This window comes from Cytobacillus gottheilii (assembly GCF_001636345.1).
In the GTDB taxonomy this organism is placed as follows: Bacteria; Bacillota; Bacilli; order Bacillales; family Cytobacillaceae; genus Cytobacillus; species Cytobacillus gottheilii.
Genome location: NZ_KV440945.1, coordinates 1,510,680 through 1,531,237 on the forward strand (window position 1 = coordinate 1,510,680; position 20,558 = coordinate 1,531,237).

Annotated in this window: 20 protein-coding genes; 18 read left to right on the forward strand and 2 right to left on the reverse strand. The window is 40.3% G+C overall.

All coding sequences use genetic code 11. The features are described 5' to 3' along the window. The first annotated feature begins 146 nt into the window (after positions 1-146). The 12 genes from A6754_RS07185 (at position 147) to yajC (ending at position 10,259) form a co-directional block, all read left to right on the forward strand. On the forward strand, positions 147-2,570 hold the full coding sequence (locus tag A6754_RS07185) for a Na+/H+ antiporter subunit A (RefSeq protein ID WP_066443180.1): 2,424 nt from the start codon (positions 147-149) through the stop codon (positions 2,568-2,570). Continuing rightward, on the forward strand, positions 2,554-2,979 hold the full coding sequence (locus A6754_RS07190; protein WP_066443181.1) for a Na(+)/H(+) antiporter subunit B: 426 nt from the start codon (positions 2,554-2,556) through the stop codon (positions 2,977-2,979). Before A6754_RS07185 ends, A6754_RS07190 begins: the two co-directional genes overlap by 17 nt. A 1-nt stretch (position 2,980) precedes the next feature. Then, positions 2,981-3,319 (forward strand): Na(+)/H(+) antiporter subunit C, encoded by a 339-nt coding sequence (locus tag A6754_RS07195; protein WP_066443182.1) that lies wholly within the window; start codon positions 2,981-2,983, stop codon positions 3,317-3,319. Next, positions 3,312-4,790, forward strand: a complete 1,479-nt coding sequence (locus A6754_RS07200; protein ID WP_066443183.1) for a Na+/H+ antiporter subunit D — start codon at positions 3,312-3,314, stop codon at positions 4,788-4,790. Before A6754_RS07195 ends, A6754_RS07200 begins: the two co-directional genes overlap by 8 nt. A 31-nt stretch (positions 4,791-4,821) precedes the next feature. Then, complete coding sequence (locus A6754_RS07205; RefSeq protein ID WP_066443184.1) at positions 4,822-5,301, forward strand: Na+/H+ antiporter subunit E; 480 nt, start codon at positions 4,822-4,824, stop codon at positions 5,299-5,301. After that, positions 5,298-5,582 carry a Na(+)/H(+) antiporter subunit F1 gene (locus A6754_RS07210; RefSeq protein WP_066443185.1) on the forward strand — a complete coding sequence of 95 codons (285 nt, stop codon included), beginning with the start codon at positions 5,298-5,300 and terminating at the stop codon, positions 5,580-5,582. Before A6754_RS07205 ends, A6754_RS07210 begins: the two co-directional genes overlap by 4 nt. After that, entirely contained in the window at positions 5,566-5,925 is a 360-nt protein-coding gene (gene mnhG / locus A6754_RS07215; protein ID WP_306806938.1) for a monovalent cation/H(+) antiporter subunit G, read from the forward strand. The genes A6754_RS07210 and mnhG overlap by 17 nt, the downstream gene beginning before the upstream one ends. A 105-nt stretch (positions 5,926-6,030) precedes the next feature. Beyond that, positions 6,031-6,642 carry a Holliday junction branch migration protein RuvA gene (gene ruvA, locus A6754_RS07220; RefSeq protein WP_066443187.1) on the forward strand — a complete coding sequence of 204 codons (612 nt, stop codon included), beginning with the start codon at positions 6,031-6,033 and terminating at the stop codon, positions 6,640-6,642. 42 nt (positions 6,643-6,684) lie between these two features. Then, positions 6,685-7,686 carry a Holliday junction branch migration DNA helicase RuvB gene (gene ruvB / locus A6754_RS07225; RefSeq protein WP_066443188.1) on the forward strand — a complete coding sequence of 334 codons (1,002 nt, stop codon included), beginning with the start codon at positions 6,685-6,687 and terminating at the stop codon, positions 7,684-7,686. 33 nt (positions 7,687-7,719) lie between these two features. Next, entirely contained in the window at positions 7,720-8,748 is a 1,029-nt protein-coding gene (gene queA / locus A6754_RS07230) for a tRNA preQ1(34) S-adenosylmethionine ribosyltransferase-isomerase QueA (RefSeq protein WP_066443189.1), read from the forward strand. A 62-nt stretch (positions 8,749-8,810) separates the two neighbouring features. Then, a complete protein-coding gene (gene tgt, locus A6754_RS07235) occupies positions 8,811-9,950 on the forward strand; it encodes a tRNA guanosine(34) transglycosylase Tgt (RefSeq protein ID WP_066443190.1) in 1,140 nt (379 codons plus the stop codon). Between the two features lie 24 nt (positions 9,951-9,974). Next, the gene (yajC, locus tag A6754_RS07240; protein ID WP_066443191.1) at positions 9,975-10,259 is read left to right on the forward strand and encodes a preprotein translocase subunit YajC; all 285 of its coding nucleotides are present in this window, start codon (positions 9,975-9,977) and stop codon (positions 10,257-10,259) included. Between the two features lie 37 nt (positions 10,260-10,296). On the opposite strand, the gene A6754_RS07245 is transcribed toward yajC, so the two are convergent. Next, complete coding sequence (locus A6754_RS07245) at positions 10,297-10,689, reverse strand: TIGR04086 family membrane protein (RefSeq protein WP_066443192.1); 393 nt, start codon at positions 10,687-10,689, stop codon at positions 10,297-10,299. Positions 10,690-10,916: 227 nt separating this feature from the next. Here A6754_RS07245 and A6754_RS07250 point away from each other — a divergent pair, with 227 nt between their 5' ends. Then, positions 10,917-11,567, forward strand: coding sequence for a DUF421 domain-containing protein (locus A6754_RS07250; protein ID WP_066443193.1), 651 nt, complete (start codon positions 10,917-10,919; stop codon positions 11,565-11,567). Between the two features lie 675 nt (positions 11,568-12,242). Here A6754_RS07250 and spoVB read toward each other — a convergent pair. Continuing rightward, positions 12,243-13,802, reverse strand: a complete 1,560-nt coding sequence (gene spoVB, locus A6754_RS07255) for a stage V sporulation protein B (protein ID WP_066443194.1) — start codon at positions 13,800-13,802, stop codon at positions 12,243-12,245. Positions 13,803-13,986: 184 nt separating this feature from the next. Here spoVB and A6754_RS07260 point away from each other — a divergent pair, with 184 nt between their 5' ends. The 5 genes from A6754_RS07260 (at position 13,987) to A6754_RS07280 (ending at position 20,213) form a co-directional block, all read left to right on the forward strand. Beyond that, positions 13,987-14,280, forward strand: a complete 294-nt coding sequence (locus A6754_RS07260; RefSeq protein ID WP_066443195.1) for a post-transcriptional regulator — start codon at positions 13,987-13,989, stop codon at positions 14,278-14,280. 250 nt (positions 14,281-14,530) lie between these two features. Next, positions 14,531-16,792: a protein translocase subunit SecDF gene (gene secDF / locus A6754_RS07265; RefSeq protein WP_066443196.1), complete on the forward strand. Its 2,262-nt coding sequence runs from the start codon at positions 14,531-14,533 to the stop codon at positions 16,790-16,792. A 141-nt stretch (positions 16,793-16,933) separates the two neighbouring features. Beyond that, a complete protein-coding gene (locus A6754_RS07270) occupies positions 16,934-17,257 on the forward strand; it encodes a LapA family protein (protein WP_066443197.1) in 324 nt (107 codons plus the stop codon). Between the two features lie 81 nt (positions 17,258-17,338). Next, the gene (recJ, locus tag A6754_RS07275; RefSeq protein ID WP_066443198.1) at positions 17,339-19,732 is read left to right on the forward strand and encodes a single-stranded-DNA-specific exonuclease RecJ; all 2,394 of its coding nucleotides are present in this window, start codon (positions 17,339-17,341) and stop codon (positions 19,730-19,732) included. Next, positions 19,701-20,213 carry an adenine phosphoribosyltransferase gene (locus A6754_RS07280; RefSeq protein ID WP_066443199.1) on the forward strand — a complete coding sequence of 171 codons (513 nt, stop codon included), beginning with the start codon at positions 19,701-19,703 and terminating at the stop codon, positions 20,211-20,213. The genes recJ and A6754_RS07280 overlap by 32 nt, the downstream gene beginning before the upstream one ends. Positions 20,214-20,558 lie beyond the last annotated feature (345 nt).

Genomic DNA, 20,558 nt, shown 5'->3' on the forward strand with positions numbered 1-20,558 from the left:
AAGCAGTCCTTTTTAAAAAGATAAAATAATCATTCAACAGCAGTAAGCCGAGACAGTATGGCAACAGAGTAAGCAAGAGATAACACATTTTTCTTTTTTCAGGCATGCTTTTTCAAAAAAAATTCGTATAAAGGAGGTACACAAATATGGTATGGCTGAGCATTATCATTTTAGTACCATTTATTGCTGCAATTATTGTTCCCTTTCTTTATAAAGTGTTCAATCAAAAAATTCATATAGGCTGGTTCGTATTGTTTATACCGTTCCTGATTTTTATCTATTTATTAACGTATATTCCTTCCATATCAGCAGGTAAAACATTTACCTATCTTGTTCAATGGATCCCCACTTATGACATTAATTTTGAACTTTATATGGATGGATTGTCATTAGTATTTGGTCTCTTAATTACAGGAATTGGATCACTGGTCATTTTTTACTCGATTTTCTATCTCTCAAAGGAGCGGGAAGCTCTCCATAATTTCTATGTGTATCTAATGATGTTTATGGGTGCCATGCTGGGTCTTGTGTTCTCGGATAATATCCTTGTGATCTACGTATTCTGGGAGTTAACGAGCATTTCTTCGTTCTTATTAATTGCCTACTGGTATCAGCGGCAAAGGTCTCGTTATGGTGCACAAAAATCAATGCTGATTACAATTTTTGGCGGTTTAAGCATGCTTGCGGGCTTTATTATGCTTTCCATCATAACGGATACTTATAGCATGCGGGAAATTGCTTCACAAATGGATCTAATTCATGGACATGAACTTTTCTTCCCTTTAATGATCCTGATCTTAATTGGGGCTTTTACAAAATCAGCTCAGTTTCCTTTTAGTATTTGGCTTCCCGACGCAATGGAGGCACCAACACCGATTAGTGCTTATTTGCATTCAGCAACGATGGTTAAGGCAGGCATTTATTTAGTTGCCCGTTTTACGCCAGTTTTTGGCGGAACAGCTGAATGGTTTTGGCTTGTGTCAGGAATTGGAATACTAACCTTATTGTATGGCTCTATTAATGCTGTCAGGCAGACAGATTTAAAAGCGCTGCTTGCTTATTCCACCATCAGTCAGCTCGGTTTAATCATGAGCTTGCTCGGGATAGGCTCTGCTATTTTATATTTTGGCTATAATGACGAATCGTCAGTGTATGCGATCGCATCACTTGCTGCTGTGTTTCACTTAGTCAATCATTCTACCTTTAAAGGATCCTTATTCATGGTTGTTGGGATTATTGACCATGAAACAGGGACACGTGATATCCGTAAGCTGGGCGGTTTACTGAGTTTTATGCCGATTTCTTTTACACTTGCTGTAATCGGAAGCTTTGCAATGGCGGGCTTGCCGCCGTTTAACGGTTTCTTGAGTAAGGAAATGTTTTTTACGGCTGTTGTAAATGCCTCACAGCTGGAGATTTTTAATATGGAAACAATCGGAGTATTATTTCCTGTTATTGCTTGGATCGCAAGTGTTTTCACATTTGTTTATAGTATGATACTTGTCTTTAAAACGTTCGGAGGGAAATATAAGCCCAAAATGCTTGAAAAGCCGGCACATGAAGCACCGCTTGGCATGCTGATTCCTCCTGCAATTTTGGCTTCGCTCGTTGTGATCTTTTTCTTTTTTCCAAATGTCCTTGCCAATTATTTATTAAAGCCGGCACTTGCTTCTTTATTGCCGGAGGAAGTGACTGCGGTTGATATTGAGATGAAAATCAGCGCATGGCATGGATGGAATACCGAACTGTTTATGACAATTGGTGTTGTCGTGATTGGAAGCATTTTATATATACTATTAAAAAAATGGATCGGATTATACAGCGTTTATCCGCAAAGTTTTACACTTAACCGCTTATATGATAGTGGTCTGGCAAAAATGGAAAGCGGAGCAAAAACCATTACGGATCAGTATATGACAGGTTCTCTGCGAGCTTATATGATTTACATCTTCTCGCTTTTGATTTTCGTATGGGGAGGTGCGCTTCTGCTGCCTGGTGCATTTTCTATTGATGTTTCAAATGACGCACCAGTAAGTTTTTATGAAGTTGGCATTATGGGCAGTATGCTTGCTGCGGCGTTAACCGTCTTATTTGCAAAGTCGCGCCTGACTGCCATTATTGCCGTAGGAGCACTTGGTTATTTGGTTGCCATCTTCTTTGTTCTTTTCAGAGCACCAGATTTGGCTTTAACACAGCTTGTTGTAGAGACGGTTACAACCGCTCTGTTTTTACTATGCTTTTACCATTTGCCGAAGTTTAAAAAGGAAAAAGAGAAAAAAGGAATACCATTCAAGCCATTAAACTTAATTATTTCGCTCGGTGTAGGGACTGTCGTTACTTTGTTTGCGATATCAGCGAACAGCAGCAGAATGTTTGAACCAGTTTCATCGTATTTTGAAGATTCGTATGAGCTTGCAGGGGCAAGAAATATTGTTAATGCCATATTGGTTGATTTCCGAGGTCTTGATACTATGCTTGAAATATTTGTGCTGACCATTGTAGGCCTTGGTGTATATACATTGATCAAATTAAGATTAGCAAGGAGGGAAAAAGATGAAGGAGCCGAATGATGTAATTTTAAGAAGTGTCACAAAGGTGGCAGTCGTCATTATTTTCACCTTCTCCATTAACCTTTTTTTCTCCGGTCATCATCTTCCGGGAGGCGGGTTTATTGGCGGCTTGGGCTTTGCGGCCGCTCTAACGCTGCTATTTCTTAGTTATGATATTGAAACAGTCCGTGAAAATATATCACTCGATTTCAAAAAGGTGGCTGTGGTTGGTGTTCTGATTGCCGTTGGAACAGGCCTTGGTTCCTTTCTATTTGATGCGCCATTTCTATCTCATACGTTTGATTATTTTGATCTGCCAATATTCGGAAAGACAGAGCTTGCAACGGCAGTTTTGTTTGATGTGGGAGTTGCAATGGCTGTTATTGGCACGGCGGTTACGGTCATCATGACGATAAGTGAGGATCGATAATATGGAAACATTGATGTCAATTTTAATTGGATTATTCTTTGCCATTGGAACGTATTTAATTTTAACGAAAACTCTGCTGCGAATTATTTTAGGGACTTCTATTATAAGTCATGGTGTTCATCTTCTCATTTTAACAATGGGGGGAGTAAAAGCTGGCGGTCCGCCGCTTTTAGGCTTTGAAGAGATCACATTTACAGATCCTATACCGCAGGCATTGATTTTAACTGCGATCGTTATTAATTTTGCTACAACGGCTTTGTTTTTAGTATTAAGTTACCGTGCCTATAAGGTTATAGGAACAGACAACACAGAGAAAATGAGGGGGAATGAGGATGAATAATCTGCTGATTTTGCCCGTCGTCATCCCTTTGGTTATGGGACTTTTGATGGTTTTATTTAGAAAGAATATTACCCTCCAAAAAATAGTAAGTGCAGCGAGCATAACCGCTACTGGAGCTGTGGCAGTGCTGCTTATGATTCAAAATGATCAAGATGGCATTCAAACCCTGCAGATTGGAGGCTGGCAGGCGCCTTTCGGGATCACTTACGCTGCTGATATGTTTTCAAGTCTTTTGCTGACAACTACAAGTATTGTTGCTCTGTCATGTTTGTTATTTGCTTTTAAGACAATTGGGGAAGAAAGGGAGAGCTATTATTTCTATCCTGTTTTCTTATTTCTGATTACCGGGGTAAATGGCTCGTTTTTAACAGGCGATCTCTTTCATTTGTTTGTTTGCTTCGAAGTCATGCTGATTTCGTCCTATGTTCTGCTGTCATTAGGCGGCACTAGAAAGCAGCTGAGAGAATCGGTTAAATATGTGCTGATCAATCTTATTTCATCGTTTCTATTCTTAGTTGGAGTTGCTTATATTTATGCTGTGGTAGGAACGCTAAATCTGGCTGATCTCTCTGTCAAGGTAGCAGAGGCAGGTCAGGGCGGAATGCTGACAGCCATTTCACTCGTATTTCTGATCGTGTTTAGTTTAAAGGCCGGGTTACTGCTGTTTTTCTGGCTTCCTGGGTCCTATAGTGCACCGCCAACTGCCATCGCTGCAGTGTTCGCAGGTTTACTGACAAAGGTGGGCATGTATGCGATTTTCCGCTTGTTTACGCTTGTGTTTTATCATGAACCGCAAATAACCCACCTTCTCATTGGAGTTTTGGGTGCTGTTACTATGGTGCTAGGTGCAATCGGAGCAGTTGCCTATGGAGATATTAAGAAAATTTTAACCTATAATGTGATCATCGGTGTCGGTTTTATTATGGCTGGACTTGCCTCCATGTCAATTGCAGGCATGACAGGTTCCGTATTTTATCTGATTCATGACATGATTATTAAAGCGCTCATCTTCCTCATTGGGGGAACGATTATTTCTCTGACAGGCACGAGTAAGCTTGAAGATATGAGCGGTTTGATACGCACTCATCCGTATTTAGGCTGGATGTTTTTCACAGCTGCATTAGCATTGGCAGGTATTCCACCGTTAAGCGGCTTTTTAGGCAAGGTGTTTATCACACAAGGCACCTTTGAAGCGGAGTATTATTGGCTTGGAGGCATTGGACTTCTGACAAGTCTGCTCGTTTTATATTCAATTATGAAAATATTTATGAATGCGTTTTGGGGAGAGACCTATCTCAGTGAAGAAATGGAAAAAGGGTCTACAAAGGGTATAATGGTGCCGATTGCTCTTTTAACAGGATTAGCTGTGCTGCTTGGAGTCGGTGCTGAAGGGATTAGTTCGTATGTCAATCTAGCGGCAGAAGGACTGATGAATCCTGAGCTCTATATCAAAGCTGTATTTGGAGAATAAAATAGAAGGCTAAAGGATTGGGGTGAAGCTGATGCCAAAGCAAGTACTGACGAATTTATTTATAGCGATATTATGGAGTTTTCTCCAAAATGATTGGAGTGCCATCACATTCTTATCAGGATATATAGTCGGGATTGTCGTCATATTCATATTGCGGAAATATTTGCGTGATCAGTTTTATCTGATTACCATTTTAAATGTTTTAAAGTTGTTTTTTATTTTCTTGCGCGAACTGCTTTCATCTAGTATTTTAGTGATTCGGCAAGTAACTAGACCAAAAATTAATATTACGCCTGGTATTTTTAAACTGCGCACAGAATTAGAGGGAGATCTGGAAATTACCCTATTGGCTCTATTGCTGAGTTTAACGCCGGGTTCTGTCGTAATAGAAGTTTCAAATGATAATAAAGTGTTTTATATGCATGCAATGGATATCCCGGAATCTAAAAAATCTGTACTCCGGTCAAAGCAGAAGTTTGAAACGGCCATTAAGAAGGTGACTCGCAAATGATTTATACGATTCTATTGATATCAATATTCTTTTTAGTTCTTTCTATAATTGCAGCCGTTTATCGGCTCATAAAAGGGCCTTCGATCCCTGATAAGGTGCAGGCACTTGATGCAATTGGCATCAATCTCATTGCAGTGGTAGCAATCATCTCTGTTATGCTCAGAACGACGGCTTTTTTTGAAGTGATCTTATTGATCGGTATATTATCCTTTATCGGGACGATTGCGTTTGCCAGATATTTAGAAAGAGGTGTTGTCATTGAGCATAAACGTTCTAAGTGAAATAGTTGCTGTCACTCTCATTCTCATTGGCTGTATTATTAGTTTTTTAAGTGCAGTTGGATTAGTTCGTTTGCCAGATGTTTATACACGGTCACACGCAGCTTCTAAAAGCTCCACATTAGGCGTGCTTTGTACACTCCTCGGCACTTTCGTCTTTTTTATCTTTCAAGAAGGATATTTTAGTATAAAACTGCTGCTTGGAATTTTCTTTGTCTTTCTAACTGCACCTGTATCTGCTCACTTAATCTGCCGCTCTGCTTACCGCACAGATGTGGAGCTTGCAGAAGTAAGTGCACGCGACGATTTAAAGGAAGAGTTAAAACGTCTGCAGGAAAAAGGATAGTAACTTGTACACTCTGTTGCTTAGGGGCATGCAGGATATGCCTGTGTCATTAAGCAGCAGAGTATGGTACAATGAAATACAGCATTTTAGAGGAGCGAGAACAGTTTGTACGAATATATTAAAGGCAAAATTGATTATATCGGGCCAGAATATATCGTCGTTGAAAATGGCGGCATTGGCTATCAAATCCTGACACCAAATCCATTCAGCTATTCAAGCAAGGCTGGGCAGGAAGTTAAGGTGCATACATATCATTATGTGCGTGAAGATATCTTTGCTCTTTATGGATTTACTTCACAAGAAGAAAAAACGCTCTTTACAAAGCTGATTAACGTTACTGGAATTGGGCCCAAAGGAGCGCTTGCTATTTTAGCAACAGGACAGCCAGAGCAAGTGGTTTCAGCCATTGAAAATGAAGATGAAGCCTTTTTGGTGAAATTCCCAGGTGTAGGTAAGAAGACAGCCAGACAAATAATCCTTGATTTAAAAGGAAAGCTGCAGGACTTTGTGCCAGACTATTTCCCTAATCTATTTAGTGACCATGAGAGCATCGAGAAAAGCAGTGAGCATGAAGCAGACTTTGAAGAAGCTTTATTGGCGCTCAAGGCTTTAGGATACTCTGATCGAGAATTGAAGAAAATTACACCTGCACTGAAAGCTGAGAAACTGACAACTGACCAATATATAAAAGCTGCACTGCAAAAGCTTTTAAAATAAATACTCTGCTCCTATATTGAGTGAATAAAGAAGGTGATGGAGTTGGAAGACCGCATTATTTCGGGCGAAGCCGATATGCTTGATGTTACTTTTGAGCAAAGTCTGCGCCCTCAGACGATACGGCAATACATCGGCCAGGATAAAGTGAAGGCGAATCTTGAAGTGTTTATCCAGGCAGCGAAGTTAAGGCAGGAAACACTTGATCATGTCTTATTATATGGCCCGCCAGGTCTTGGGAAGACGACCCTTGCGGCGATTATAGCAAATGAAATGGGCGTGAATTTGAGAACGACGGCTGGACCGGCTATTGAACGTCCAGGGGATTTAGCCGCAATTTTAACAGCGCTGGAGCCTGGAGATGTATTGTTTATTGATGAAATCCATCGCCTGCCCCGGTCGATTGAAGAAGTCCTCTATCCGGCAATGGAGGATTTTTGTCTTGACATTGTCATCGGCAAAGGGCCAAGTGCACGTTCTGTACGCCTTGACTTGCCTCCCTTCACACTCGTTGGAGCGACAACAAGAGCAGGCTCTTTATCAGCTCCATTAAGAGATCGCTTCGGTGTGATGTGCAGGCTTGAGTATTATACGGAAGAACAGCTGAAGCAAATAGTCGTGCGAACAGCTGAAGTGCTTGAAACGGGCATTGACGATCATGCTGCAATGGAAATTGCCCGCCGTTCAAGGGGAACTCCGCGTATTGCGAACCGTCTGCTCCGCAGAGTAAGAGACTTTGCTCAGGTCCGGAGCAATGGAACTGTAGATCTGCTGATAACGGATGAAGCATTGGGATTGATGCAAGTTGACCGTTTAGGACTTGATCATATTGACCATAAATTATTAATAGGGCTCATTGAGAAATTTCGCGGAGGTCCAGTTGGCTTAGAAACAATTGCAGCCACAATTGGGGAAGAAGCACACACAATTGAAGATGTTTATGAGCCTTATTTGCTGCAAATTGGTTTCTTGCAGCGGACACCGCGCGGAAGAGTAGCGACAAGATTGGTTTACGAGCATTTCCAATTAGAAATGCCAGAACAATAGGGGAATATATTATTAGCAGGAGACGGTGACAACATGAAGGTAGATTTATTTGATTTTCACTTGCCGGAGGAGCTGATCGCTCAAACTCCGCTTGAAGACCGGACAAGCAGCAGACTGATGGTGCTTGATAAGGAAACAGGTGAAATCAAACACGATATATTTAAGCATATTAAAGAGCATTTTAAAGCGGGAGATGCTCTTGTGTTGAATGATACAAGAGTACTGCCAGCAAGGCTGTTTGGCGAAAAAGAAGGAACTGGTGCAAAGATTGAGGTTCTTCTATTAAAACAGCAAGAGGGTGACAAGTGGGAAACCCTGATAAAGCCGGCGAAACGCGTTAAAGAAGGTACAGTGATTACATTTGGGGATGGTTTGCTGTCGGCAACATGCATTGGTGAAGCTGAGCATGGCGGACGTCTTCTTGAATTCAGCTACGAAGGTATTTTTTATGAAGTGCTCGATCGCCTGGGTGAAATGCCCCTTCCTCCATATATAAAAGAACAGCTTGATGATAAGGAACGATATCAGACCGTATTTGCTAAAGAGCGCGGATCGGCTGCTGCACCAACTGCAGGACTTCACTTCACAGAGGAACTGCTGGAAGAAATAAGAGCCATGGGCGTTCATATTGCTTTTATCACATTGCATGTTGGTTTAGGGACATTTAGACCTGTCAGTGTGGAAGATTTAACAGAGCATGATATGCATGCCGAGTATTATCAAATGAGTGAAGGTACTGCTAATTTACTGAATGAAGTGCGCAAACAAGGCGGAAAGATTATCAGTGTCGGAACGACTTCAACTAGAACACTTGAGACCATTGCAAGAGACCATGATGGACAATTTGAGGCTGCGAGCGGCTGGACAGATATATTTATCTTCCCTGGCTTCGAATTTAAAGCGATCGATGGGATGATTACCAATTTCCATCTGCCAAAATCAACACTGATCATGTTAATTAGTGCACTGGCAGGAAGAGAGAACGTCCTGCATGCCTACAACACAGCGGTCGAGGAGCGCTATCGCTTCTTTAGCTTTGGCGACGCAATGCTGATAAAATAAGAAACGTTTAGCACATAGAATGAAGAAATGAAGCAACACAATTCTCGGAAGGAGAAAGAATAGTGACAGCCATTCGTTATGAATTAATTAAAACTTGTAAACAAACTGGAGCCAGACTAGGCCGTGTACATACGCCGCATGGTTCGTTTGAAACACCTGTTTTTATGCCTGTTGGGACATTGGCTACAGTAAAAACAATGTCGCCTGAAGATTTAGTTCAGATGGGAGCAGGTATTATTCTGAGCAATACGTATCATTTATGGCTTCGTCCTGGTCATGAGATTATTCAAGAAGCAGGCGGGCTTCATAAATTTATGAACTGGGACCGTGCTATTTTGACAGACTCAGGCGGATTCCAAGTCTTCAGCTTAAGTGAATTCCGTAAAATTGAAGAGGAAGGTGTCCACTTCCGAAATCACTTAAATGGAGACAAGCTATTTTTATCTCCAGAAAAGGCAATGGAAATCCAAAATGCTTTAGGTTCAGATATTATGATGGCCTTTGATGAGTGCCCGCCATTTCCTGCAACACACGAATATATGAAGAAATCTGTTGAGAGAACATCCAGATGGGCAGAACGCTGCTTAACAGCTCATCAGCGTCCAAATGACCAAGGATTGTTTGGCATCGTGCAGGGCGGGGAGTTTGAAGATCTGCGCAAGCAAAGTGCTAAAGATCTTGTATCACTTGACTTCCCGGGTTATGCTGTCGGAGGCTTGTCAGTTGGAGAGCCAAAAGACGTGATGAACCGGGTGCTTGAATTCACAACGCCATGGCTGCCTGACAATAAGCCTAGGTATTTAATGGGAGTAGGCTCACCGGATTCATTAATTGATGGAGCAATCCGCGGAATTGATATGTTCGACTGTGTATTGCCTACCCGTATCGCCAGAAATGGAACGTTAATGACAAGTGAAGGGCGATTAGTTGTTAAAAATGCGAAGTATGCAAAAGATTTTGGACCGCTTGATCCAAACTGTGATTGCTATACATGCAAAAATTATAGCCGTGCCTATATTCGTCACTTAATTCGCTGTGAAGAAACGTTTGGGATAAGGCTTACAACTTATCATAATCTCTATTTTCTGTTAAAATTAATGGAAGGGGTCAGACAGGCAATCAGAGAAGATCGACTGGGGGACTTTAGAGAAGAGTTTTTTGAACAATATGGATTTAACAAACCAAACGCGAAAAACTTTTAATGCTTGAAAGGAGGGGAAAAGAGAATGGAAATCTTAGGAACATTAGCACCATTGCTATTGATGTTTGTATTGTTTTACTTCCTGTTAATTCGTCCGCAGCAGAAGCGCCAAAAAGCGGTTCAGCAAATGCAGACTGATTTGAAAAAGGGAGATAAAGTTGTAACAATTGGTGGTCTTCATGGTTTTGTTGATGCAATCGATGAAGATAAGATTGTCATCAAATGCGGTGACGGCAGCAGACTTACATACGATCGCGCAGCAATTCGCGAAGTAACGGAAGTATCAGCTGGAGATATGCTAGCAAAATAAAAAAGAAGCGGATCCATTTTGGGTCCGCTTTTTGCTATTAAGATGATTTTCCCTTCACATTTACCCCTAAAATACCGCCCATCATACAGATTAGGATGTAACATGTATGATAGATGATTTGTTCCATATCAAAAAGACGATCATGACCTAAATATTGAAAAAGAAAGATAATAAGGGAATAAAGCAGCCCTGTTATCCCGCCAAGAAGCCAGCCTTTTTGCTTTCCTTTTCCTCCTGCAATAAAGCCTCCCGCAAATAAAGCTATAAATGATACAGCGGTAATGACATGCTGAAGTGATGCCTCCTGTAAAGAGGTGAACGAAAGTAGCAGCGAAAAAAACAAACTGCTGATTATTGCAACAATAAAAATGGCGATATTTCCAAATAGCACTGCACTGCCCAAGTTTTTTGATTCTTCTATTTTAACCATCTCCCCTCTATTGGCAAGCTTTTTGTGCGTGAATGCCAATGGCCTGTCTCGCACAATCTCTTTGTACAAGCATATTCAAAGCAGCCGAATTTAGAAGCAAAAAATCACTTTTCGCTAACAAAATCTTCTTTTTTCCTTCATCCTTAAAAAAAGAAAAAATAAAACTTATATATTTTTCTTGTTCGTTGACAATAAAAAGAAAGCTGTTTTTAAAGGGGGATCATTCAATGGAAGAGTATATGGTCATTATTTTCAGAACGATCTTCTTGTATGGGTTAATTTCCGTCATCTATCGATTGATGGGAAAGCGGGAAATCGGTGAACTAAGTGTCTTGGATGTAGTCGTTTCAATCATGCTGGCAGAGTTAGCGGTAACGGCACTTGAAGAAACAAATTCATCCCTATTTAAAAACGTGCTTCCTATGCTGATTCTGCTGCTGCTGCAGATTACATTTGCTTACATATCATTAAAAAGCAAGAAGTTTAGAGATGTAGTGGACGGGAAACCAACGATTATTATAAATAATGGGAAAATAGATGAGTACGCCATGAAAAAGCAAAATTATAATTTCGACGATCTGCTCCTTCAACTCCGTGACAAAGACATAGCACTTATATCAGATGTTGAATTGGCAGTACTCGAATCTTCGGGCCATTTATCTGTTTTTACGAAAAAAGATGCTAAAAACGGTGTGACCTGGCCGCTCATTCTCGATGGAGTCATTCAATATGAGCATCTTGAAAGCATCAAAAAAACAGACCAATGGCTGCTGAAGGAATTAGGAGAAAGAGGCTACCACAGCATAGAAGAAATTTCATTTTGCAGCTTTGAGAACGGGCATTTTTATATAGACAGAAAAAATGAAATTGAGAAATGATGTTAGAGCAATGTTAGAAAAGCTTCTGGAGGGGGCAGCAGGAAATAATAGATACAGGAACTGAAATAACTTACCCTGAACAATTCTGTGAGTGTGAAAAGGAGAGAAACCCCCCTCTAAAGTTCAGTATCTGGAAATTGATGTCGTGAAAAGGAGAGAAACACCCTTCTAAAGTCCAGTATCTGGGAATTGGTGTCGTGAAAAAGGGAGAAACCCCCCTCTAAAGTCCAGTATCTGGGAATTGGTGTCGTTAAAAGGAGAGAAACACCCCTCTAAAGTCCAGTATCTGGAAAATAGTGTCGCGAAAAGGAGAGAAACACCCCTCTAAAGTCCAGTATCTGGAAAATGGTGTCGTGAAAAGGAGAGAAACACCCTTCTAAAGTCCAGTATCTGGAAAATAGTGTCGCGAAAAGGAGAGAAACACCCTTCTAAAGTCCAGTATCTGGAAAAGGTGTCGTGGAAAAGGGAGAAACACTTAGCCAAATAAAATAACCCCAAACCATTATCAATGAGCTCCTGTCTAATGGTTTGGGGTTTTCTTTCTTTAAAAAATAGGTCCCTCGACTTCTTCAGGTACTGGCGGAAGGAAGGGGGCTAGGTCTAAACTCTTCATATGCTGAAAACGAAAGTCTGCAGTGCTCCTAAACGAATGTACAAACTCTAAAACATCTTTCACTACTTCGATGCAAAAATGGATAGAAATCCGCCAATCCATGGAATCTGACGCAGCTCGTGTTTTTTTAGTAAACCGAAGAGCAGCAGCAGAATGAAATACACCATTACGATAACAGAAATGCTGATGATGATAGAAATCAGCATGGAATAATCATGTAAGTAAGGGTAAGTATAGTAGCCTGCCCAGCCTGATAGACCCATAATGATAAATGTTTTCATATAATCGCGGATATGAAAAGTAAAAGAGATCTTTTTCAGGATTGTCGCCATATGGAGCAGGGTTACAAGAACAAAACCTACAAGCATGCCAATGGCCACACCATTAATTCCGAAGGCTGGCTGACTGGCAAGTGCGAAAATAACAGCGATTTTAACAACAGCCCCTATCAGACTGTTAATCATGGCAGCGCGGGCATGATCCAAAGCTTGTAATGCTGCCTGGAGTGGGCCTTGGAAAAAGTATAATAAGAAAAATGGTGCCATTAATTTAATAAAGCCTGCTCCTGTAGATGAATCGTAAATTATATTCATAAGCTGTTCTGCCAAAACATAGAGGATGACCACAGCCAAGCCGCCTGAAATGAATACAAATTTTAGAGCTTGCTGAAGTCTATATTCAATAAGCTTCATATTCTTTTTTGAGTAGGCCTCACTAAGGGCAGGCACCAATGATGTTGAGAGGGCATGGGTGATAAAAGATGGCAGCATTAATAGCGGCATGGCAAAACCTGTCAGGGCACCATAGCTTTGGGTTGCGGCAATGGTTGCAACTCCTGCTAATGCCAGGCTGTGTGCTACAACAATGGGTTCAAAAAACCAGGCAAGTGAACCGATCATGCGGCTTCCTGTTGTTGGCAATGCGACACTCATGAGTTCTTTAAAGGTTGATTTACCCGATTGAATGAATTGAAAGAATTGCTTGCGAACACGAAATTTCTTTTTTAATTTGAACGCGGTTAATAGATAGGCTAAAGAAACAAGCTCACCCACAACTGAAGCAAGCATGGCTCCCGCTGCTGCATATTCAATTCCATAAGGGAGAAATGCTGTTGTCATAGCGGCAATCAATGTAATACGGACTGCTTGCTCAAGTAATTGGGAGTAAGCAGCAGGCTTCATATTTTGTTTTCCCTGAAAATAGCCGCGAATGACAGAAGAAACAGCTATAATAGGAACAACTGGTGCAATTGCGAGCAAGGGCAAATGGGTTCTTGGATCTGTAAAAAGTGTTTCAGATAGATATGGAGCTAATATAATTAAAGCAGGCGTAATGATTAGTGATAACGAGATGGTTGTGGCCAGAGAGACAACCAGTATTTTTTTAGTTTTTCGTGCGTCGCCCACCGCTTCAGCTTCTGCTACATGTTTGGATATGGCTACAGGAAGACCTAGCTGGGTTATGGTGACAGCAAGGATAAAAGTCGGGTATGCCATCATATATAAACCAACACCCTCGGCCCCTATTGAACGGGCAATAACGATGCGATTAATAAATCCTAGAACTCTAGTGACCAGGCCTGCTGCCAGCAGGATCATGGTACCTTTTAAAAATTTCGACATTCTGCTCCCTGCCTTCTCAAATTACATATAATGCTATACAATTATCTATATGCAAGAGAGTGGACAAAGCATGACAAGCTTTTTTTTACACTGTTAAATGCTGCCCAATAGGAAGGTTTCACTGCTAGGTTTTTAAAGCATATAATCTCGCTATTATGCATGATAAAATGGAGGCGTTTCTATATTGAAAACTAATCATCCTTATGATTCCTTTCGTCAACACGTTAGTCCGGCATTGCAAGTTAAGATCGATGAAATTCAGTTTTATGGCTATGGCAATGTGAAGGAAGATGAATTCTGGTCTTTTCTCACGAAGAAAAAATGGAAGAAACCAAAAGAAGATGTCAAATTATTCGAAATCATAGAAGATATTATGGCGGTTAAAGCGGGTGAATATATCAATTATTCAACAGTAGAGGCTTTAAGAGGAAGTGACTTATCTATTAGTGAGGAAGACCTGAAAAGCCTCTTTAAGTAATAATATAAACGTAAATTTATTCTAAAAAGGAAGTGTTCCTAGTAGTAGATGCTTACATAACCAGTCTTGCAAAAAGGGATCTAGCTCTTTAAGGTAGGAATCGTGTTTTACTGGGTATTGATGCGCTGCTAATGCTTCTTTTCCGTTAATAGTCAAATTGACAGCTTCCTTTTTCTGTTTCATAATGGGTATATTGGAATCATAGGTTTAATGCCTTTTTTTGGCACTATTTAAGGAGGATTTATACATAATGGTCAAACGCAGTAGAATCCTTTCATTCTTCCTGATCGTTATATTGCTTGGAAGCTTGATCGGCGTGACATCGAAAGATATTTTAAACAATATTAAACTCGGTCTTGATCTGCAGGGCGGATTTGAAGTGCTGTATGAGGTAAAGACAGAGGATGGACAAGAAGTGACACAGGATATCCTCAATAGCACTGTCCAGTCACTTGATCGAAGAATTAACGTATTGGGCGTAAACGAGCCGAGCATTCAAATTGAAGGCGATAATCGTATTCGTGTTCAGCTTGCAGGTGTTACGGACCAAAATGAAGCCCGTGAAATTCTTTCAACAGAAGCAAAGCTTTCATTCCGTGATGTAAACGATGAGCTGATGATGGATGGTTCCGACCTTGTTGAGGGCGGAGCAAAACAATCATTTGATGAAAATGGTCAGCCTAACGTTTCGATTGAATTGAAAGATGCTAATAAGTTTAAAGAAGTAACGGAAAAGATCGTAGCAATGGCTCCAAATAATCAGCTTGTTATTTGGCTGGATTTTGAAGACGGCGTGCATAGCTTCCAGGAAGAAGTGACAAAAGAGGATCCTGCGTTCCTTTCTGCACCTAACGTAAGTCAGGTCTTTAACACAAATACTGTTACAATTGAAGGAAACTTCACATTAGATGAAGCTCAGACACTGGCAAACCTTCTGAGTTCTGGATCATTGCCGGTTGAATTAAATGAAGTGTTCTCTACATCGGTAGGAGCTCAATTTGGTGAGCAAGCTCTTGAGAAAACGGTTGTCGGCGGGATTGTCGGCATTGGAGCGATCTTCCTGTTTATGATTGCTTTTTATCGCTTCCCTGGGATTATCGCTTCCATTACCTTAACCATTTATCTCTTTATCACGCTTCTGATTTTTGACTGGCTGAATGCAGTTATGACACTGCCTGGTATTGCCGCCCTTATACTAGGTGTCGGGATGGCTGTAGATGCCAATATTATTACGTATGAAAGAATTAAAGAGGAAATCAAAGTTGGACGTTCGATTAAGACTGCATTCCAAGTAGGCGGAAAGAACTCGCTTTCGACCATATTTGATGCAAACTTAACAACATTGCTTGCAGCTGGCGTTTTGTTTATTTATGGAACAAGCTCAGTTAAAGGTTTTGCAACAACTTTAATCATAAGTATACTGGTCAGCTTTATTACATCCGTGTATGGAACAAGACTATTGCTGGGCTTATGGGTGAACAGCAACTTGTTTAATAAAAAGCCAGGCTGGTTTGGTGTTAAAAAGAGTGAGATTAAAGACATTGCAGAAAATTATGATACACTCGATTTGCCATCAAAATTTGATAAATTTGATTTTGTAAATCAGCGTAAAAAGTTCTATATCTTCTCGGCAATTACGGTTATTGCTGGAATTATTGTGTTAAGCATTTTCCGTTTGAACTTAAGTATTGATTTCTCAAATGGAACAAGAATTGAACAGCTGGGTGATCAGCAAATTACAGCCAGTGAATTCCAGGAACAGCTCGAATCTGTACAAATCAGCACAGATGACATCGTGATTTCAGGAGAAGATAATAATATTGCTGTTGCCAGAACGACAGATGTACTCAGCCAAGACGAAATTGCTGAAGTAAAGGCGCAATTCAATGAGGTATTTGGTGCAGAACCAAATATCAGTACCGTTTCGCCGACTGTTGGTAAAGAGATTGCCCGAAATGCCTTAATCGCATTGGGAATCGCTTCAATCGGGATTATTTTATATGTAACCATCCGATTTGAAATTAAAATGGCAGTTGCGTCTATCATTGCATTGCTTCATGATGCGTTCTTCATTATTGTCATTTTCAGCATAACAAGGTTAGAAGCGGATTTAACCTTTATTGCTGCCGTGTTAACCATTATCGGTTATTCAATTAATGATACGATTGTAACCTTTGACCGAATACGCGAAAATATGGTTAAAAAGCGTAAAATTAAAGAATTTGCTGAATTAAAAGAAGTAGTCAATAAAAGTTTAAGACAAACATTAGGCCGCTCGTTAAATACCATTATCACAGTTATACTTGCCGTTGTTGCCTTGCTCATCTTTGGTAGCGAAGCAATCCGCAATTTCAATATTGCCTTGCTTGTCGGCCTTATTGCCGGTACGTATTCTTCCATTTTCCTAGCCGCTCAAATTTGGCTGGATTGGAAAGGCAAAGAGCTGAAGCAAAAGGGTGTATTGATCACCTTTAAGGAAAAGAAAAAGGAAACGGACGAGCCTCAGGTTTAATAGATTATGGTACCTCTGTCTGCTGATGACAGAGGTATTTTTATCTATATCTGAAGTATATTAAACGTAGTGAACGAGTTTTAGCGATCAGCGGAAGCGGGTAAATGAAATAGATAAGAGTGCAGGAAAGGAGGATATATAGTGAAAAACCAATGGGCATTATTACTGGGAATTGTATTTGCATTAATTGTCGCTATTTTTGCTGTTATAAATGTTGACCCAGTTACAGTTAATTATTTATTTGGAGAAAGTGAATGGCCGTTAATACTTGTGATTTTAGGCTCTGTTTTAATGGGCGGAATGATAATTGGCTCAGTTGGAATTGTGCGGATTTACAGTCTGCAGAGAGAAATCAAGCATCTGAAGAAAGAAAAAGCGGCTGAACAGCCAAAGGTGACTAAGAACGACTCTTTACTGACAGAGAAAAAGCCTAAAGAAAGCACACAAAAAAGTACACAAAGCTAAACGAATACATTTTTGGCAATTCTATATGTATTGAAACAAGCTTACCCCTCTTGTATAATGAAAAAGCCGAGGGGTGAGCGCATGTTAAAATCAAAAACACGCTGGGTAGTCCGGCAATCAGATCAAGAAAAAGTCAATACATTAGTGGAAGAACTAAAGGTAACGCCTCTAGTTGCTTCTTTACTTGTTAATCGTGGAGTAGATACCGTTGAAGAAGCACGGTATTTTTTATTTGAAAAAGAACAGGGCTTTCATGATCCTTTTTTACTGAAAGGAATGGATCTGGCAGTTGCCAGAATAAAAGAGGCAATAGCCAATGGCGAACAAATACTTATATTTGGTGACTATGATGCTGATGGAGTTACGAGTACGACCGTAATGATGACCGTACTTCGTGATCTTGGAGCACAGGTAGAATATTATATTCCAAATCGTTTTACCGAAGGATATGGTCCAAATATCCCTGCATTTGAATACGCAGCTGATATTGGTGTTAAGCTGATCATTACAGTAGATACAGGTATTGCTGCTGTAAATGAAGCGAAAGCGGCTAAAGATTTTGGACTTGATTTAATTATTACCGACCACCATGAACCAGGACCTGAACTGCCTGAAGCTTTGGCGATTATTCATCCTAAGCTTGAAGATAGCGTTTATCCTTTTCGTGATCTGGCAGGGGTTGGCGTTGCATTTAAGGTAGCTCATGCTTTATATGGGGATTTGCCTGAGCATCTGCTTGAAATTGCTGCAATTGGAACGATTGCCGATTTGGTCCCGCTTAAAGGAGAAAACCGCACGATTGCTAAAAAAGGGATCAAGAAATTAAGAGCAACCAAGTTTATTGGGCTGCAGGAGCTGCTGAAACGAGGCAGCATTGAAGCTGGTGCCATTAATGAAGAAACAATTGGTTTCTTTATTGCACCGCGTTTAAATGCTGCTGGACGGCTAGATAGTGCCGATCCGGCTGTAGCATTGCTATTAACAGAAGATCGAATTGAAGCAGAATCGATTGCCGAAGAGATTGATAATATGAATAAAGACCGTCAGAGCATCGTGAATGAAATTGCTCAGAAGGCGATCGAAGAAGTTGAGACGAATTATGGTATTGATGACCATCCAGTTATTGTGGTTGGAAAAGAAGGCTGGAATTCTGGTGTCATTGGAATTGTCGCTTCCAAGCTGGTTGAAAAATTTTACCGGCCAGCCATCGTGTTGAGCTACGATCCTGTTAAAGGGCTGGCAAAGGGTTCTGCCCGCAGCATTGCTGGTTTTGATTTATTTAAGAATCTCTCAGAATGCAGAGATATTCTGCCTCATTTCGGCGGACATCCCATGGCAGCTGGGATGACATTAAATATCTCAGATGTTAATGAACTCAGAGAACGGCTGAAAGTACTCGCAGATGATCAGCTGACAGAAGAGGACTTTGTGCCAATTACCACATTGGATAAGCAAGTAGCTCTTGCTGATATTGATTTAGCATCGATTCAAGAGCTGGACATGCTGGCCCCATATGGTATGGACAATCCAAAACCAAAGGTTGTTATTGAAAGAGCGGGCATAAAGGCGATCAGAAAAATTGGCGCCAATCAAAATCATTTAAAAATGACTTTCGAACAGGATTCTTCCCATTTGGATGGAATTGGGTTCAGTCTTGGACATCTTTATGATCAGATTTCACCAGAGGCATCCATTAATGTGATTGGAGAGCTTTCCATTAATGAATGGAACAATATTAAAAAGCCGCAGATCTTCATTCATGATGTTGCTATTGAAGGATGGCAGCTTTTCGATATTAGAGGAATTAAAAATCCTGCCAAACTGCCTGAAGGTGTTAAGCAGGCTGAGAATCACTGGATTGTTTTTAATGAAGAAAACGTGGACTTTATTAAGCAATATGCTAATGGCGGCCATGTTTCATATGTTCCGACTTTAGAAGATGCTATGAAGACCAACATGTCTGAAGATCCTATTATTCTCGCGGACCTGCCTCCTTCAAAGGATCTGCTTGCCGGGTTATTACAAGGCAAACAGCCAGGCAGAATATATGCTTTATTTTATAAACAGGATAGTGATTTTTTTAGTACCATGCCGAACCGGGATCATTTTAAATGGTTTTATGCGTTCTTGGCGAAAAAAGGTCCTTTTGACTTGAAAAAGCACGGAAACGATTTAGCCAAACACAAAGGCTGGAGCAGAGATTCAATAGATTTTATCTCAACAGTGTTTTTTGAGTTAGATTTTGTTACAATAAAGAGTGGAGTTATTTCTCTACAAAATACAGCCAATAAACGTGATTTGGCAGATTCACAGACATACCGGCAAAAGCAGGCATCATATGAGCTTGAAAGCGATTTGCTATACTCATCTTATGGCCAGTTAAAGAGCTGGTTTGATGAAGTGATCTCAGGATCTGTGGAATCCGAGGAGGAAATGGGTAAGAATGGACTTGAAACAATACATTACAATCGTTGAGGATTGGCCAAAACCAGGAATTCGTTTTAAAGATATTACAACTTTAATGGATAATGGTGAGGCATACAAATATGCAACTGACCAAATCGTTGAATATGCAAAAAAGCAGAACATTGATCTTGTTGTTGGCCCAGAGGCGCGCGGCTTTATTATCGGCTGCCCTGTAGCTTATTCCTTAGGAGTTGGTTTCGCACCAGTTCGTAAAGAAGGGAAACTTCCAAGAGAAACAGTCAAGGTTGATTATGGTTTAGAATACGGAAAAGACGTTTTAACCATCCACAAGGATGCAATTAAACCAGGTCAGCGCGTATTAATCACAGATGACTTGCTGGCCACTGGCGGCACTATTGAAGCAACAATCAAGCTTGTTGAAGAACTTGGCGGCATTGTTGCAGGTATTGCCTTCCTAATCGAATTAACATACCTCGATGGCAGAAGCAAACTCGAGAAATACGACGTATTAACATTAATGGACTTTTAATAAATCCAAAAAAGAGCGCTATTTTAACATGGCGCTCTTTTTATACATAAAAGGATTTCGGTTCTTTCCTTTTAATAGATGTTTTATTTTTCTAATAATGATTCATTTTCAAAAAAACTCCATATATTTTATATAATAAATGGATATACTAACAAATTTGCACATCAATTCAGTCAAAGTTCGACATTTTTTTCGTTTTTCCATAAAAATAACAGCCAACCACTTTACATTTGTCCATTTTTTTTCGATAATAATAACAATCATTCTAATTTGTAACATTAACATCACAAGAATGATACTTGAATACATTCTTGGTGCTTTCATCGCTATTGCCGGAGGGCACTG

Coding starts and splice junctions, on each gene's coding strand:
- A6754_RS07190 (WP_066443181.1), top strand. CDS start 2,554: ATGAAGGAGCCGAATGATGTAATTTTAAGAAGTGTCACAAAGGTGGCA.
- A6754_RS07185 (WP_066443180.1), top strand. CDS start 147: ATGGTATGGCTGAGCATTATCATTTTAGTACCATTTATTGCTGCAATT.
- A6754_RS07205 (WP_066443184.1), top strand. CDS start 4,822: ATGCCAAAGCAAGTACTGACGAATTTATTTATAGCGATATTATGGAGT.
- yajC (WP_066443191.1), top strand. CDS start 9,975: ATGGAAATCTTAGGAACATTAGCACCATTGCTATTGATGTTTGTATTG.
- A6754_RS07245 (WP_066443192.1), bottom strand. CDS start 10,689: ATGGTTAAAATAGAAGAATCAAAAAACTTGGGCAGTGCAGTGCTATTT.
- A6754_RS07250 (WP_066443193.1), top strand. CDS start 10,917: ATGGAAGAGTATATGGTCATTATTTTCAGAACGATCTTCTTGTATGGG.
- A6754_RS07280 (WP_066443199.1), top strand. CDS start 19,701: ATGGACTTGAAACAATACATTACAATCGTTGAGGATTGGCCAAAACCA.
- recJ (WP_066443198.1), top strand. CDS start 17,339: ATGTTAAAATCAAAAACACGCTGGGTAGTCCGGCAATCAGATCAAGAA.
- secDF (WP_066443196.1), top strand. CDS start 14,531: ATGGTCAAACGCAGTAGAATCCTTTCATTCTTCCTGATCGTTATATTG.
- spoVB (WP_066443194.1), bottom strand. CDS start 13,802: ATGTCGAAATTTTTAAAAGGTACCATGATCCTGCTGGCAGCAGGCCTG.
- A6754_RS07195 (WP_066443182.1), top strand. CDS start 2,981: ATGGAAACATTGATGTCAATTTTAATTGGATTATTCTTTGCCATTGGA.
- A6754_RS07210 (WP_066443185.1), top strand. CDS start 5,298: ATGATTTATACGATTCTATTGATATCAATATTCTTTTTAGTTCTTTCT.
- queA (WP_066443189.1), top strand. CDS start 7,720: ATGAAGGTAGATTTATTTGATTTTCACTTGCCGGAGGAGCTGATCGCT.
- A6754_RS07200 (WP_066443183.1), top strand. CDS start 3,312: ATGAATAATCTGCTGATTTTGCCCGTCGTCATCCCTTTGGTTATGGGA.